The 15,107-nt window shown below is 66.2% G+C and carries 8 protein-coding genes; 5 read left to right on the forward strand and 3 right to left on the reverse strand.

The window, feature by feature from the left end; translation table 11 throughout:
• The first annotated feature begins 294 nt into the window (after nt 1–294).
• The 3 genes from BMX07_RS01405 to BMX07_RS01415 all read left to right on the forward strand — a co-directional run bounded on the left by BMX07_RS01405 (nt 295) and on the right by BMX07_RS01415 (nt 5,973).
• Nucleotides 295–1,758, forward strand: coding sequence for a flippase (locus BMX07_RS01405; RefSeq protein WP_090612435.1), 1,464 nt, complete (start codon nt 295–297; stop codon nt 1,756–1,758).
• Between the two features lie 3 nt (nt 1,759–1,761).
• On the forward strand, nt 1,762–3,681 hold the full coding sequence (locus BMX07_RS01410; RefSeq protein WP_090612440.1) for a phosphotransferase: 1,920 nt from the start codon (nt 1,762–1,764) through the stop codon (nt 3,679–3,681).
• A 237-nt stretch (nt 3,682–3,918) separates the two neighbouring features.
• On the forward strand, nt 3,919–5,973 hold the full coding sequence (locus tag BMX07_RS01415; RefSeq protein WP_090612444.1) for a hypothetical protein: 2,055 nt from the start codon (nt 3,919–3,921) through the stop codon (nt 5,971–5,973).
• 895 nt (nt 5,974–6,868) lie between these two features.
• Here BMX07_RS01415 and BMX07_RS01420 read toward each other — a convergent pair.
• Nucleotides 6,869–7,819, reverse strand: coding sequence for a hypothetical protein (locus BMX07_RS01420; protein ID WP_090612447.1), 951 nt, complete (start codon nt 7,817–7,819; stop codon nt 6,869–6,871).
• 573 nt (nt 7,820–8,392) lie between these two features.
• Entirely contained in the window at nt 8,393–10,183 is a 1,791-nt protein-coding gene (locus BMX07_RS01425; RefSeq protein WP_090612450.1) for a hypothetical protein, read from the reverse strand.
• Nucleotides 10,184–10,546: 363 nt separating this feature from the next.
• Between BMX07_RS01425 and BMX07_RS01430 the strand changes: the two genes are divergently transcribed.
• Complete coding sequence (locus BMX07_RS01430; protein ID WP_090612453.1) at nt 10,547–11,854, forward strand: hypothetical protein; 1,308 nt, start codon at nt 10,547–10,549, stop codon at nt 11,852–11,854.
• A 92-nt stretch (nt 11,855–11,946) separates the two neighbouring features.
• Nucleotides 11,947–13,344: a PAS domain-containing sensor histidine kinase gene (locus BMX07_RS01435; protein ID WP_090612457.1), complete on the forward strand. Its 1,398-nt coding sequence runs from the start codon at nt 11,947–11,949 to the stop codon at nt 13,342–13,344.
• 18 nt (nt 13,345–13,362) lie between these two features.
• On the opposite strand, the gene BMX07_RS01440 is transcribed toward BMX07_RS01435, so the two are convergent.
• Nucleotides 13,363–14,955 carry an alkaline phosphatase family protein gene (locus BMX07_RS01440; protein ID WP_090612461.1) on the reverse strand — a complete coding sequence of 531 codons (1,593 nt, stop codon included), beginning with the start codon at nt 14,953–14,955 and terminating at the stop codon, nt 13,363–13,365.
• Nucleotides 14,956–15,107 lie beyond the last annotated feature (152 nt).

Consider the following 15,107-nt stretch of genomic DNA (forward strand, 5'->3'; position numbering starts at 1 on the left):
GGATACCGGCCGTTCGGGTCGGGACGAGTGAACTACCAGTTTCTGCGTCTTTCAGCGCCCCCTGAAGGGTGAATAGGCGTGAAATAACCAAACGGCAATACGACTACCGGTTCACCAACCTGCTCCCATGGAAGGGTCGTCGCTGACAATCAGATACGCCACAGGTGGTGGACAGCATCCGGATGAACCGGTCGAACGGTCGCCGACCGGGACGAGACCGACCGAGACGTGTGCGGTCGGATCGAGACGAATCGGGACGGACGCGCTCCCGGCCGAAACCGCGGACGAGGAGCGATGACTCTCGCTGCGCGTCTCACCTCGCGATTCAAGGCCGAGTTCCTCGGCCGAATCGTCGCGATGCTCTCGAGCGGCCTGTTGATGGTCTTGCTGGCACGGCTACTCGGCCCCGACGAGTACGGCCTGCTGTTTCTGGCCATCTCGGTCTTCACAGCGATCGGGATCTTCACCAAGCTCGGGATCGCGAAGTCCGGGTCGCGCTACGTCGCGGAGTACAAGGAGAAAGACCCGGGACAACTGCCCCACATCTTCCGGACGTCGCTATCGTTCAATCTGGCGGCGATCGCGATCGTCGTCGCCGCCGTCGTCGTCGGTCACCGCGGTATCGCCGCCGTGCTCGACGAGCCCGGGCTGACGCCGTTTCTGTTGCTCGGTGCGCTGTACCTGATCTTCGAGGCGCTCTCGGCGTACGCTCGGCTGATGTTGCAGGGCCTCGAGGAGATCGAGACCGCCGCGACGCTGCACGCGATCAACCGCGGCTGCCGGCTCGTGTTCGCGGTCGGACTCGTGCTGCTCGGGTTCGGTGGAATCGGCGCGTTCGTCGGGTACATTCTGAGCCTCGCGATTACGGCCATTGGCGGACTGGTCGTGATCTACGTGCGGTTCTACCGGGAACACGAGGGATCGGCCGCGGCCGTCGACGGCCTCCGGCGCCGGATCGGGGAGTACTCGATCCCGCTGACCGCCACGAGTACGGCGAACGTGCTCGACAAACAGGTCGATACGATCCTCGTCGGCTACTTCATGACCCCGGTCGCCGTCTCCTACTACGTCCTCAGCAAGCAGATCGTCCAGTTCGTCGAGACGCCGGTCACCGCGCTCGGCTTCACGCTCTCGCCGACCTTCGGCGCACAGAAGGCCGACGGGAACGTCGAACGTGCCGCTCGTATCTACGAGACCGCGCTGACAAACTCGCTGCTCCTCTACATTCCCGTCGCGGCCGGCGTCATCCTCGTCGCCGAGCCGACCCTCGATCTGGTGTTCGGCGACGAGTACGCGGGAGCCGTCCCCGTCCTCCAGATTCTGGGCCTGTACGCGGTCCTGCAAGCGATCACGAAGATCACCAGTAACGGACTGGACTTCCTCGGTCGCGCACGCGAACGCGCCATCGTCAAGGGCGTCACCGCCGGCCTGAACGTCGTCCTCAACGTGCTCCTCATTCCGACGATGGGCGTCGTTGGGGCCGCGGTGGCGACGGTGATCACGTACTCGCTGTACACGTTCGCGAACGTCTACATCATCCACCAGGAGTTCGAGCTTCGGATCGGGTACCTCGCCCGGCACATCTCCCGAACCGTCGCTGTCACGGGCGTGATGGCGATGGTCGTCTTCGCCACCGTCGACTTCGTCGACGGCTTCCTGTCGCTGGCGCTGGTCGTCGGCCTCGGCGTCGCCGTCTGGAGTTCGCTTTCGATTCTCACGGGACTGCTGGACATCAACCGACTCGCCGCAATGCTCTGATCCATGTCACAGACACCACTCGAAACCGAGTTCGAACGATCCCGCGCCGCGGGGTCGGAACTGTTCGTCTGCCCGGACTGCTCGAGCCCGCTCTCCGTTCGCCCGCTCGAGTGTCGCCACTGCGCGTTCGAGGGGCGGATTCGAAACGGCATCCTCTCGCTTCGCTCGGCCACGACGCCGCCCGACCGGTCGCGGCGCCCGTTCGATGCCGACCTGCTCGAGCCGATCGCGGTCCGGACCGAGCGGACGTCGATCCGGGACGCGACGGCCACGTTGCGCGAGGACGAGGCCGATCACTCGCAGCTGCTCTCGGCGCTGTACGGGAGCGGACGCGACGCGTGGCGGACGTTTGCCGCCGAGGAGATCCGGGGGCGGTGTCTGGACGTCAACGCCGGGTTCGGCCGTCGATCCATGCTCCTGGCTGAACTCGCAGAGACGGTCTACGCCATCGAGCCGTCCCTGTCGTCGATCCGCATCGCGGCGGCCCGCGACGACTTCGAGAGCGGCGACCGCGTCGTCCCGATTCACACGACCGAGGATCGGCTGCCGTTCGCCGACGGCTCGTTCGACACGATCGTGGCCGACTTCACCGGTCGGCGGCCCCAGACGCTGGTTCCGCGGCTCGGTCTACTGGGCGACCTGCTCGCCGACGACGGGACGCTGCTCTTTCTGGCCGACGGTGCGACGACTCGGCTGGGACTGTCGGGCGGACTGGGTTCGTCGGCCGACGGACCGGCCTCGGGGCGCGACCTCCGCGGCGCGCTCCGCGGCACTCCCGACGGGTATCGGTCGCTGCTGTCCGCGGCCGGCCTCGCGTTCGACGACGTCGCCCTGTATTCGCTGTTCCCCACGGCGACGCGACCGCTGTACGTCTTCGACGTCGAGAGCGAGCACGCGGTCCGGAAGCTCTCCGAGATCGTGCTCGCGGAGCGCGGCCGCCTCGCGCAGGTCGCGAAGCCGTTCGTCTCGATCGGCGGGAAGACCGGCCTGCTCCGACGCGCCTACCCGAGCTACCTCGCGGTCTGCCGCAGTAGCGCCGACGCGTCGCCGGCACCGTTCGACGCGTCGGATCCGCTGCTGATTTCGGGTCGCTCGCGGTCCGTCGTGCTCGAGACCTCGAGCGACGGCGTCGACGGCGTGTGGAAGATTCCGAACCGGAACGACCACGTCTCGCTGACCGACAGGGAGCACTCGATCGTCGACCGGCTTCGGTCGAGCGACGCGCCGATCGTGGAGACGTTGCCGGCGGGAACCACGGTCGAAACCGGGTTCGGGCCGGCCCGGCGCGAGGAACCCGTTCCGGGGACTCCGCTCGCGGCCGAGCTGGACGGCGATCTCGACTCGTTCGACCGCGTGCTCCGAATCGGGTTCGAGTGGCTGACCGAGTTCCAGCGACAGTTCGGCGGCGAATTCGTCGAGCGATCGCCGGCCGCCGTCCGCGACGAGCTCCGGTTCGAGCCGACCGGGATCGAGCCGCCGGCGGTGAACGAGCCCGTCGAGACGTTCGAGACACCCGTTCACGGCGATTACCTCGCCGGAAACGTGCACGCACACGACGGCGAGGTGACGGGCGTCATCGACTGGGAGTACGGCGCGACCGACGCCTCGCCGATAATCGACGCCGGGTTCTTCGCACTCGACACGGCGACGCGAACGTTCGACGACTTCGAAACCGGGTTCGAGCGCGTCTTCTGTGACGACACCGAGTACGCCGACCGTGCGCGATCGATCGTCCGGCAGTACTGCGACGACCTCGGGCTGCCGTATCGAACGTTCGAACTCTACCTGCCGAGCGTCTATCTCCACCGCCTCGAGTTGGACTGGCGGTTCGGTGCCGCCAGTACCTACACGTCTCGAATGCACGAGCGAACGGCAGCCGTCGAGATCGTCTTCGACCGCCGGGAGTCGATCGACATCGCCTGAGTCGCCCGGCTCGAGTACCGATGCGGACGGAGTCGGTCGCGGGTAATTGGCTCTTACCTCGCGGTTCTTCGTTTCGTCGGATACGTTCCGGCGTAGAACGCACGCCGATTAGAATAAAAAGTACTGGGATAGATTCGATGAGTTCTCGAAAGATAGTCACGAAAAAGCGATAATCAGTTTATTTTATGGATTTTAAGGCGGAAAGCTTATGCCAGTAAGTAGGAGTTACCTGAATGCATGGCACGCGACTTTCCGGTATCGGATGACGGTGATTCCCGTGATAACAGCGCTGAAAACGCTGCTGACGGGAGTAATAGCTCATTACTCGACCGACGATCGTATCTGAAACTGGCCGGCACGGCGACGGTCGCGGCGACCGCCACCGGTGCTGCGAGCGCCGCCGGCGAGGAGTACGAAGTCATCGAAGCAGACAACAGCAATTACTTCCTCGACGACGGCGAGGTATTCGAAAACAAGATTATCGATTTCTCGAACGGGAACTGGTTTACCATCATCGCGAACGCGACGAACTGGACGATCCGGAACGTCGGATTCCGGGGCGTTCACGATCACGACCACAACGCGATCGTCGCTCGCGACGACTCCGGTGGAACGAGCACGATCGAGAACGTCTACCTCGGTGACGGCTGCGTTCGGCCGAGTACCTACAGCTCCCACGGGCAGTGTGGTATTTTCGTCCACCGCGACCACAGCGGCCACCTCGACATTCGCAACGTCTACACCGAAGACTGGCCGAACAACGGGATCTACGCCAGCGCGGCGGCCTACGACACGCCCGGGACGGTCACGATCGAGAACTGCTTCGGGAAGAACAACTACGTCGCCTCGCTTCGCGTCTCCGACGGCGGGAAGGTAATCGATAGCGTCGCGTACAACGACGGGAACGGCCGATACACCGGTCGCCCGTTCTGGGGCTGGGGCGACCAGGAGGTCATCGGCTGTGACCTCGACGGCGGTCCGTACGCCGGCGGCGACGCGATCTTCGGCCGCAGCGGCTCCAACACGTCCGTCGAGGACACTCGTCACACCGGCTACAACATGTCCGGCTCCGGAGGATACACCGAGGGCGCGAACGTCAGCACCAGCGGGACTCCCGACCACTCCGTCCCCGACGGCGTGCCGACCTCTCCCGAGGCGGCCGCAGGCGGCAGTTCGAACACCGACGTGCCCCCGCAGGACGAGTCGAGCGACGACACCGAGGAGCCGTCGCTCGCGAACACGATCGTCTTCGACGGGAACGGCACCGCCGACACCACGAGCTACGAGTTCGTCGTGAGCGAGGCGGTCGAGGCCAGCACCGACGAAGGTGCGACGATCGACGCGGCCGCGTCGGTCGACGGCGACCGCGCCAGCGGGACCGTCGCCGACTACCTCGACGCGTTCCGCTTCGACGGCCAACTCGAGCGCCTGACGGTCGACGGCGACGCGACCGTCCGCGTCAACGGCGTCGAAATCGATCCCGACGACATCGACGACGTGCTACAGGACGTCGTGCTCGTCGACGGGAGCCCCGAGGACGTGACTCGCTACGAATTCACCGTCAGCGGCGAGGCCGAGCGGAGCGGGTACGACGGCGCGTCGATCGACGACGAGGACGTCATCGAGGACGGGACCGTCCACGGCGTCGTCGCCGACTGGAAGGACGCCTTCCGCTACAGCGGCGAGATCGAGGAAATGACCCTCGACGGCCCCGGAACCGTCTCCGTCAACGGTGAACAGGTCGACCCATCGGACTTCGGCGTCGATCTCCCCCACGAACTCGAGGTGCGAGGTCCCGGCGTCCCGGTCGGCTTCGAGATCACGGTCGACGGCACGATCGAGTTCGACGGCGACGATAGACCGGAAGACGAGGCGACGACGATCTCGGGCTCGACGGTGCAGAGCACCGTCACCAGCGACACCCTCCGGTTCCGGTTCTCCGGCGCGCTGACCGACATCACGATGACCGGCGGCAAGGCCACGGTGACGGTCGACGGCGAGGAGGTCGACCTCGACGAGTACGGCGACCCCGAGCTGCTCCGCCACGCGCTCGTGATCGACGGAACCGACGCCTCCGGTCCGAGCACGTACTCGTTCCGCGTGGACGGGAAGGTCATCAAGTCGGAGTACCGAGACGCGTCGATCGACGACGGGGACGTCCTCGAGGACACGACGGTCCGCGGCGGCGTCGGCGGCTGGCTCGACGCCTACTGGTTCGAGGGCGACGTCGAGGACTTCACGCTCCTCGGCGACGCGGCAGTCGACATCCAGTACAACGCGCGCAAACAGTGATTCGGTCGCGGTTTCGGTGACCGTCTCGGTTCGTCTCCATCGTACGAGTCCTCTTTCTGCCGATTCTCGCCCCGTGAGAAGCTGATACGTCACGATTCTAGACCGGTGCCGATCGCTCTCGACGCGTCTCTCCCGGCCCGTCGTCCGGGCGTCCCCAGCCGGAGACGCCGCTCCGGTCGGACGGGGAGTTCGCCGTCGAACGGCAGGTTCCGCCGCCGGTCGATCGGGTCCCGTTTCCGAAACGACGGCTCGAGTCCCCGGCGGATCGCCGGGAGCGCAGCGCCGGTCGAAGTCGATAGCGAGCGGGGTCAGTCGGTGGCCAGCGCGGCGTCCCGAAACGGTCGGTATCTTCGTCGTTGGGTCACAGCTCCGTGACGGCGGTAGATTCGTCGACTCGCCGTTCCGGGGCCCGGCCGGACGCGCCACCGATCGGACGCGGCCACCGCCGACTCGCGGCCGCGATCGCTGTCGTCCGACCCGGCGGCTGGCGGTCTCGAGTCGCTTCGAGACCGACTCCCGCCTTTCGACGAGTGGACCGTCGCCGCCTCGAGGCCGCAACGGGCCGGCTCGACCGAACGCCGGGCACGGATTCCCTGGTGGCGTCGCCGTGGCGTACTCGGTTGCGAACTGTGGTGCCGTGTGCCGCGAGGCGACTATCGTCCGTCCGAGGTCGTCACTCGGCGGCGAACTCGGCGAGACGGACGGGCCGAGTGTCGTCACTCGGCGAAACGAAAACAGTGCCGGCAGAACGAGTACCGTAAACGGTCGCGTGCGGCGGTGGCCGCGCGACGAGCGTCGCGCGGGGAGGGACGCGTCAGCGGGGGACCGCGGTGTGCGGCGGGGAGGGGTGGAGAGCGTGCGTCAGCGGGATCGCGTCGGTCGCGTCGGTCGCGAGTTAGTTCTGCGAACCGGCCGCCGCTTCCTCGGGGCTGGTCGGGACGCCGTCGGGCATGAAGGCGTCGGGGTCGGTTCCGACGCCCTCGCCGAGTTGCACGGTCGAACCCGCGTGTTCGGCGATGCCGGCCTGTTCGTCGTAGTCGGTTTCCGTGACGACGACCTCCGTCGCGTTCCCGTTCGCACCGGCGTCGATGGCGGTGTTCTGGCCGTTCATCTCGATCTGGCAGCCCTCGACCTCGATCGTGCCGGGGGCCCACGCCCAGATACCGCGGCCGACGTAGCCCTCGCTGGCGTCGACGTAGACGCTGGAGTTCGTGACCTTGCTCCCCTCGGTACCCAGTCGGAAGTGCGAGACGTAACAGTTCGCGGCGAAGCTGCTGTCGATGTGGATCGTCCCGCCGCCCTTGTTGCCGGGCGCGGAGCCGTAGATCGCGTTGTCCGCGAAGTTCTGGATGTTGACGTTCTCGAAGTCGATGTGACCGTTGTGATCCGGGGCGACCCAGAACGCGGTCTGCCCGTGACCGTTCGGGTTGCCGTTGCCCGTGCTCGAGCCGTCGCCGAGATAGACGTTCTCGACGGTGCTGGTTCCGTTGCCCGTGTCGGAGATTCCGAACGTGGCGGTGCCGGTCCCGGCGGTGTTCTTCCCCTTGAAGCCGATGTTTCGGATCGTCCAGTCGCTACTGTGAGCGGTGACGATGATGTCCTGACCGGTCGTCATGTCGATGAGCTTGTTCTCCCAGGTTTCACCGGCGTCGAGGGAGATCGTCTGCCCCTCGGCTTCGATGACCTCGTAGTCGTCCTCGGCCGCTGCAGCGCCGGCGCCGCCGAGCGCGGTCGCAGCGGTCGCCACCGCGGCGAGCGAGCGAACGTAGTTTCGGCGGGTTAATCCGGTGTTGCGGCCTGTAGTCGGAGCGGATTCCGTCTCGGACGTACGGGGGTTCTGCGCCATACACTTGCGTAACATCGGCTTGTGCTCATAAACTTTTTCTTGCACTTGCGCTTTAAATTTACAGACTATATTTCTAACACTACAAAAAAGGGCACAATCTATGCGAATTCATTCACGAATATACGAACGTGTCGGCGGCGAAGAGGCGGACCGTAATACCGTATTTTCCGAGGAAACCAGGCAATATCGCGCGACGGAGCGCGTTCGACGCGCGATTCGACGCTGGTCGTCCACGCGCTCGAGCCAGGGGCGGAGCACTGTTTCGACTCCGACAGCCACGTGTTTCCCCGCTCGTAATACGCTATTACCCGGCGGGACGGCGGCTCACCGCCCGACTTGGTTCCCGTCCTCGAGTGGGCGATTCGTGTGGCGTCTCTCCCGGGTATTTTGTCGGTGCCATCCGGACACGATTCGCGGTGGTGGCGCTTCGCGCGTTCGACCGTCCGCGGAACGCCAGATCGATCCGAATTCGTGCGGACGAGCCGTCGAATCGGACGCGGTCGTCCGGCGACGAGCCGTTTCGACCGAAGCCGAACAAACGGTGCGACGCGAACGGCCGGGGCCGATCGGCGATCAGGCGTCGCTGACGGCGTACATCTCGAACTCGTCGTTCGAGATGACCTTGTTCGTGCCCCGGTCGGTATCGAGCCCCTCGAACGCGGCTCGCCGGTAGTTCAGTTCCTTGTAGACGGCGAACTCCTTGGTCTTGTCCCACTCGGTGACGACGAAGTAGTACTCGTCGGTGGGATAGGCGCCGCTGTAGTTGCCGTCCGAGAACCGAGTGGCGTTGACCGTCCCGGTCGACGCCGACGCGCCGCCGATGGTATCACCGCCGCCGGAGATCCCGTTGATCCCGTGATCGTACCGGTACGGATCGTATCCCATGCCCGCGTAGGGGGTCCCGTCGGCGCCGTGCTCCAACCCGTCTTCGTAGCCGCTCATCATCTCGGGCGTCACGTGCTGGCCCGGATTGTAGATCAGCGGCGACGCGAACACCGTCATCAGGCCCAGCACGAGACAGGTTCCGAGCACCAGCGCCGTGATCGCGTTCGCGCCGGGTCTCGAGATCGTCCGCGAGAGCCCGCCCGCGAGCTGTGCCAGCGCGACGCCGGCGAGGATCGTGATGAGCACGTAAATGAAGCCGATCTGTCGGAACGCCATCGTCGGGGTCCCGACGAAGTAGACCGCGAACAGGCCGCCGAGCGGAATGAGCCCGAGCGCCAGATAGTTGACGAGCGACCGGGCTTCACCGTCGAGACTCGTCCGACCGAGCCAGAGCGCCAGTACGAACAGGCCGACGACGAGACCGATGATCGCCGCGTCGAGAAACAGCTTCACGAACAGTTCGCTGAGACTGCCGCCGATGTCGGTCAGCGACGTCCCCCGCTGGTTGACCTCGGTCCCGGCACCGATGTCCTGTGCGAGCAGGCCGTACACGAGCCCCGACGCGGCGTTCCTGAACCGTTCGTTGCCCAGCGCCCAGAGTCCGAACATTCCACCAAGTGTGATCGTGTGCGCGTACGTCGTCGGGTGCTCGAGCATCGGATGGTCGTCGAACCGTCGACGGGCGAGGTACTGGACGCCGCTGATCGCGCCGACGAGGATGACGACGTTGAACATCTGCTGGGGGTGGACCAGCAGGAGCGCGAGCGCGGTCAGATAGACGAGCGCGCTGAACGGCGAGAGGCCGAGCGGGAGTCGCTCGGCCGTCGCCCGACGCCGGAGGTAGGCGACGATCGCGAAGACCACGGGCGGAACGAGAAACAGCGCGTTCGAGTTGGTGTGGATGCCCATGAACGTCGCGATGTTGTTGACTGGCAACACCATCCAGGAGACGATCGCGGCGAGCCCGACCGCCGCGCCGCCGCCGGCCACGTCGCGGACGACCAGCGGAACGAAGAGCAGAAACGGAACGAAGAGGACGACCATCCCGATCAGGAGTCCGCGCTCGATCGGGACCCCGCCGACGAAGTGGAGGACCGTCGCGATCGCGTGCAGCCCCGGATAGAACAGCTCGTGCGGGGCGGTTCCGCCGTTGACGATGTCCCGCGTCCAGCCGAGATGCGTGAGCGCGTCGCCCATTCCGGCGAACCGATAGTTCCGGATCACGGGGAGGCTCACGATGGCCGTGACCGTCGTCGCCCCCAGCGCGATTCCGAACACCTGCTGGCGGCCGCGACAGGAGAGCGATGTCCCGACCGCGATCGCGAGCGCGATCGCGAACCCGAGCCAGGTAGTCGTCGGCGGCCCGGCGTACGCCGACGCCTCGTAGGCGGTCGCCGGATTCGCCCTCGCCACCAGAATACCCGCTGCGAGCGCGAGAAATCCGATCGCGACCGTCACGTTGAGCGTCGATCGTCTCATGCGCTCTCACCGGACGCGTACGGACCAGTCTCGATGCCCATGTGTTGCTCCACTCGTCGGCCCTGTCGGGGTTTGTTATACGGAACCTACCCGCGAAACCACCAGCAGGGACCGGTTACGCGCCCGTCAGACCGACCGCCGAATCGAGCCCGATTACCGTCACGCTTCCCGCTCGAGTTGGCGAGTCGATCGCCGATCACACACGGACGGCGATTCCGAGGATAGTCCAGGATCGAGTATGCGTCCCCTATCGGCTCCGAACGGTCGTCTATGAATCGCTTTCTCGATTTCCGATCGATCAACGGTTCTGCCGGTTTTTGTAGCCGGTCGTGATCCGATCGTCCAACGAGGAATCCCGCTCGCATGTCATCGATCATCATCGACCGAATTGCAGTCGACGACGGAACCCTCGAGTGTTCGGTTCGGCCTTCGCCCGACCTCGAGCGGTTCTTCACGGACGAATCGTTCCGTACCAGTTACGACACGTCGATCGCGGACGTGCCGGAGGGTGTGCTCGCGATCCCCGTCCTCGCGCAGGTCTGTCCGGTCGCGTGGGCCAACGGGGCCGACGTCTACGTCGACGAGGTCGACGCGACGTTCGCTCGGGCGCTCGAGGACGTGAAAGCGTCGCTGTGCGAGATGCACGACTTCCTCGAGGGGGGGACACTCTACGCGCGGCGGACGATCGAGCCCGAGCCCGAGCCGAGCGACGAGAGCGGATTGCTCTTTACCGGCGGCGTCGACTCGACGTGTTCGTACGTCCGCCACCGCGAGGAGTCGCCGGCGCTGGTCAGCATCCGGGGCTGGACGATCAGCCCGGACCCCGCCGACGACGAGAAGTGGGACGCCCTCAGGACGCGCGTCGCCGACTTCGCCGACGACCACGGCTGCGAGACCGAGTTCGTCGACTCGAACATGCTCTCGTTCCTCGATCACCCCATGCTGTTGGCCCACTACAAGCGCTACGTCGACGGCGGCTGGTACAGCTCCGTCGGCCACGGGCTGGGGCTGCTCGGCCTCTGCGCGCCCGCGGCCTACGCGCGCGGGATGGAAGACCTCTACGTCGCCGCGACTCACTGGGAGGGGATCGACCTCGAGTGGGGGTCCCGCCCCGATATCGACGAGCACGTCCGGTGGGCCGGCACGCGGTGTCACCACGACGCCTACGAACTCACTCGCCAGGAGCGCCTCGACGTCATCGCCGACTACGTCCGCAGCGAGGACCCGACGCTCCAGCTCCAGACCTGTAACGACCAGATGGCGGGCAACTGCGGCGAATGTGAAAAGTGTTACCGCACTGCAGTCGGGCTCCGCCTCTCGGGGCTCGAGCCGGCCGAGCACGGCTATCCGTTCTCGGACGCGGACTACCCGCGACTCCGGCGCTCGCTCGAGCGCGGCGACTGGGTCCTCGGGCAAGACGAGCGCTACATGTGGGCGGACATCCGCGATCGCGCTCGCCGGACGGAGCCGGCCACGCCGGCCGAACGGACGTTCTTCGAGTGGCTCGAGGCCGCGGATCTGGACGAGCTCATCTCCGCGTCGGCGCCGCCGCTCAGCCATCGCCTCCTCCGGGCCGGCGCGAGAAACGCCCCCACGACCGTCTACAACGTCGCTTACCCGGCCTGGATCACGGCGAAGGCCGGCCTTCGTCGCGTGCGCTCCGATCGCTAGCACCTCTCGGCGACCCGTCCCGGTGGTCCCCCCACCGTCTTCCGCCCGGCACGCTTTTGCCGCCCTATGTTAACGGATACCAATATGGTGCGATGGACGTAGCATTCGACGATCTGGCTTCGGTCCTGCTCGAGCACGCCCAGGACAAACTCGCGATCGTCGACGAGGCGGGCGCGTACGTCTACGTCAACGAGGCGAGCCGCGCGCTCCTCGGATACGAGCCGGAGCGACTCGTCGGCGAGCACGGCCTCGACTACGTCCATCCGGAGGACAGGCGGACGGTCGCGGAGCGGTTCGAGCGGATCGGCGGGGCGTGCGCGTCGTCGGCGACGGTCCGGTATCGCCACGCGACCCGAAGCGGCGGGTGGGTCTGGCTGGAAAGTCGGTTCACGGCCCTGCCGGACGAGACCCTCGACGGCTACGTCGTCAGTTCGCGAGACATCACGGAGCTGGTGACCGCGGAGCGGGATCGCCGCGACGCCGAAAGTCGGCTTCGGACGATCGCCGGGGCGGTCGGCGATGTCCTGTGGATATTCGACGGCGACTGGAGCGAACTCCTGTTCGTCAACCCGGCCTACGAGGACGTCTTCGGGCAGTCCGTCGCGGAACTCGAGGCGGAGCCGCGGGGATTTCTGGCGGTCGTCCATCCCGACGACGTCTCCCGCGTCCGGAGGGCGATGGACCGCGCGTCGGCCGGCGAAGCCATCGACGTCGAGTACCGCGTCGACCCGGACGCGGACTACGGCCGCTGGGTCTGGGTCCGGGCCGAGCCGATCGTCGAGGACGGCGACGTCGTCCGGATCGTCGGCTTCTCGCGCGATATCACCGGCCGGCGGCGGCGGGAACGGCAACTCGCGGTCATGGACAACCTCCTTCGGCACAACCTGCGGAACGATCTGGCCGTCATCCTCGGCAACGCCGAGTGTATCGCCGGGGAGACCGGCGACCCGTCTCGCGGGCGCGCGGAGACCATCCGCCGACAGGGCCGAGAACTCCTCGAGAGCGCCGACAAGCAACGCGAGATCATCGACCTCCTCACGGCTCGACCGATTCCGTCGTCGATCGATCTCGCTGCCATCGTCGCCGACGCGGTCGAGACGATCGAGGAGCGACATCCCGACGCAGCGATCGAAACGACGTGTCCGGAGTCGGCGATCGCGCGGGGCCTCCACGAGATCGAGTCGGCCGTGACTGAACTGCTCGAGAACGCCGTGCGCCACGGAACGGACGATCCGCCGGCGCTGTCGGTCGCCGTGCGCGCCGACCGGGAGACGGTCGCGGTCGAAATTCGGGATCGGTGTCCGCCGATCCCGGAGGTCGAGTTTCGCGTCCTGACCGGCGACTGGGAGATGAACGACGTCTATCACACGTCCGGCCTCGGACTGTGGCTCGTCTACTGGATCGTCGACCTCTCGGACGGCGACATCTCGTTCGACCGATCGGAGACGGGGAACACGATTACCGTGACGCTCCCGCGAGAACAGTCGTAGGGTCGGGACGCGTCGTCGTTACTCCATGTAGCCGAGCCCCTTCAGCCGATCTTCGACGTCGTCGAAGTCCTCGTCCACCGTCTCGCTGTTCTCGATCTGCGTGACCGACGTGCGCTCGACCTTGGTCTCCGCGGGCGTCCCCGCCTCGTCGAAGGCGTCGAACAGCACGCGCCCGTCGGCGTTTTCCGGCACCGGTTCGCCGATCCCGTGAAGCAGGGTCGGGGCGATATCGACCACTCGAGCGCCCCGCAGCGTCGCGCCGGGCGCGACCGAGGGGCCGCGACAGAGGACGATCCCCTCGCTGCGGTGGCTCGCGTCGTACGTTCCGGTGTCGCCGAGCACCGTGTCCGACATCCCGCTTCGGGACTCGTACGCCCCCCGCCCGCCGACGACCAGGTCCGGCGACCGGTCGTCCGTCGGGAACAGGTCGTCCCCGTCGTGAACCTCGAGCAGCGGGTCGCCGTCCTCGCCGGTCGCCGACTCGAACGTGGCTCTGATATCGGCCTTTACCTGCGGCAGTTCGCTCGGCGAGACGACGCCGTTGTCGAAGCGCTCGGTGTCGTTGATGTAGCAGTTGCCCGTGTCGTGAACGAACGCGACGGTACGGTCGTAGTCCACGTCGTAGAGGGAGTGATCGCCGGGAATCTGTTCGGCGACCGAGTCGACCAGTCGACGAGGCAGCGACTGGACGAGGGTCTCTTCGGTGATCCCGACGCGATTGAGTGCGCCCGTGATGGAGTCCCGGGAGATCCCGAGGCTCGCGAGCGCGCCGCGAGTGCCCTCGTCCTCGCGGCGGAACAGGTACCCCTCCTGCTCGAGGATGCGATTGACGTAGACGAGCTCCTCGATCGGACCGAAGCCGTGGTCGGAGACGACGTAGAGATCCGCGTCGTGGTCGTCCGTGTACTCGATGACCTCGCCGAGCACCTGGTCGAGTTTCTTGTAGTGGGCGAGCAGGCGGTCCCCGTCCCAGATGAGGTGCTGGAACCGGTCGGGCGCGGTGTAGACGAAGAAGAACAGCTGCCAGTCGTCGCCGGCGCGGTCCATCTGAATCCGCATCAGTTCGCGCCGTTTCGCGAGCATGTCGTCGACGGCAGCCTCGAAGTCGTCCAGTCGGTCGGCGTACTCGGGATAGTCGAGGCTGATCTCGTAGTTCGGGATGCGGGATTCGATCTCGTCCTGGAGATCGGGCGGATGCGTGAACTCCCGATCCGTCGACGGCGTCATCATCCCCGTGACCATGGTGCCGTCGATCTCGCGGGCCGGATACGTCATCGGGACGTTGCCGACGTGGGCTGGCCCGAGCTGGTCCCAGAGGGCCGGCTGTGCGAGATCCCGGCTCGTGTACATCTCGTGGCTGTATTCCGAAGACAGGTTCTGGAACCCGTATATTCCGTGTTTGTCCGGCCAGACGCCAGTCGCGATCGACGGCCACGCAAGCGGCGTCGTCGGGGGGCGAGTGCTGTCGAGCGTTCCGGATGCGCCCTCCTCACGCATCCGGGCGATGTTCGGGAGTTCACCCTCGTCGCTCCATTGCTCGATGAGTCTCCACGGCACGCCGTCGAGTCCGAGCACGAACGCTCGCTCGGAGGGAGTCGTAGATCCGCTCATGATTGTGGTATGAGACGTCCGAGACGCCTGCTGTCCCGTTGGATGGCCGATGATCGCTTTGTTATAGAGAGGTTTCAGGCGACGTTCGGTCCTCGACAGCGCTGTTCGGTTCCGTTACTGCGCCGCTCGGCGCTCGTCTCTCTCCCGCCGCT

The organism is Natrinema salaciae (genome assembly GCF_900110865.1).
Taxonomy (GTDB): Archaea; Halobacteriota; Halobacteria; order Halobacteriales; family Natrialbaceae; genus Natrinema; species Natrinema salaciae.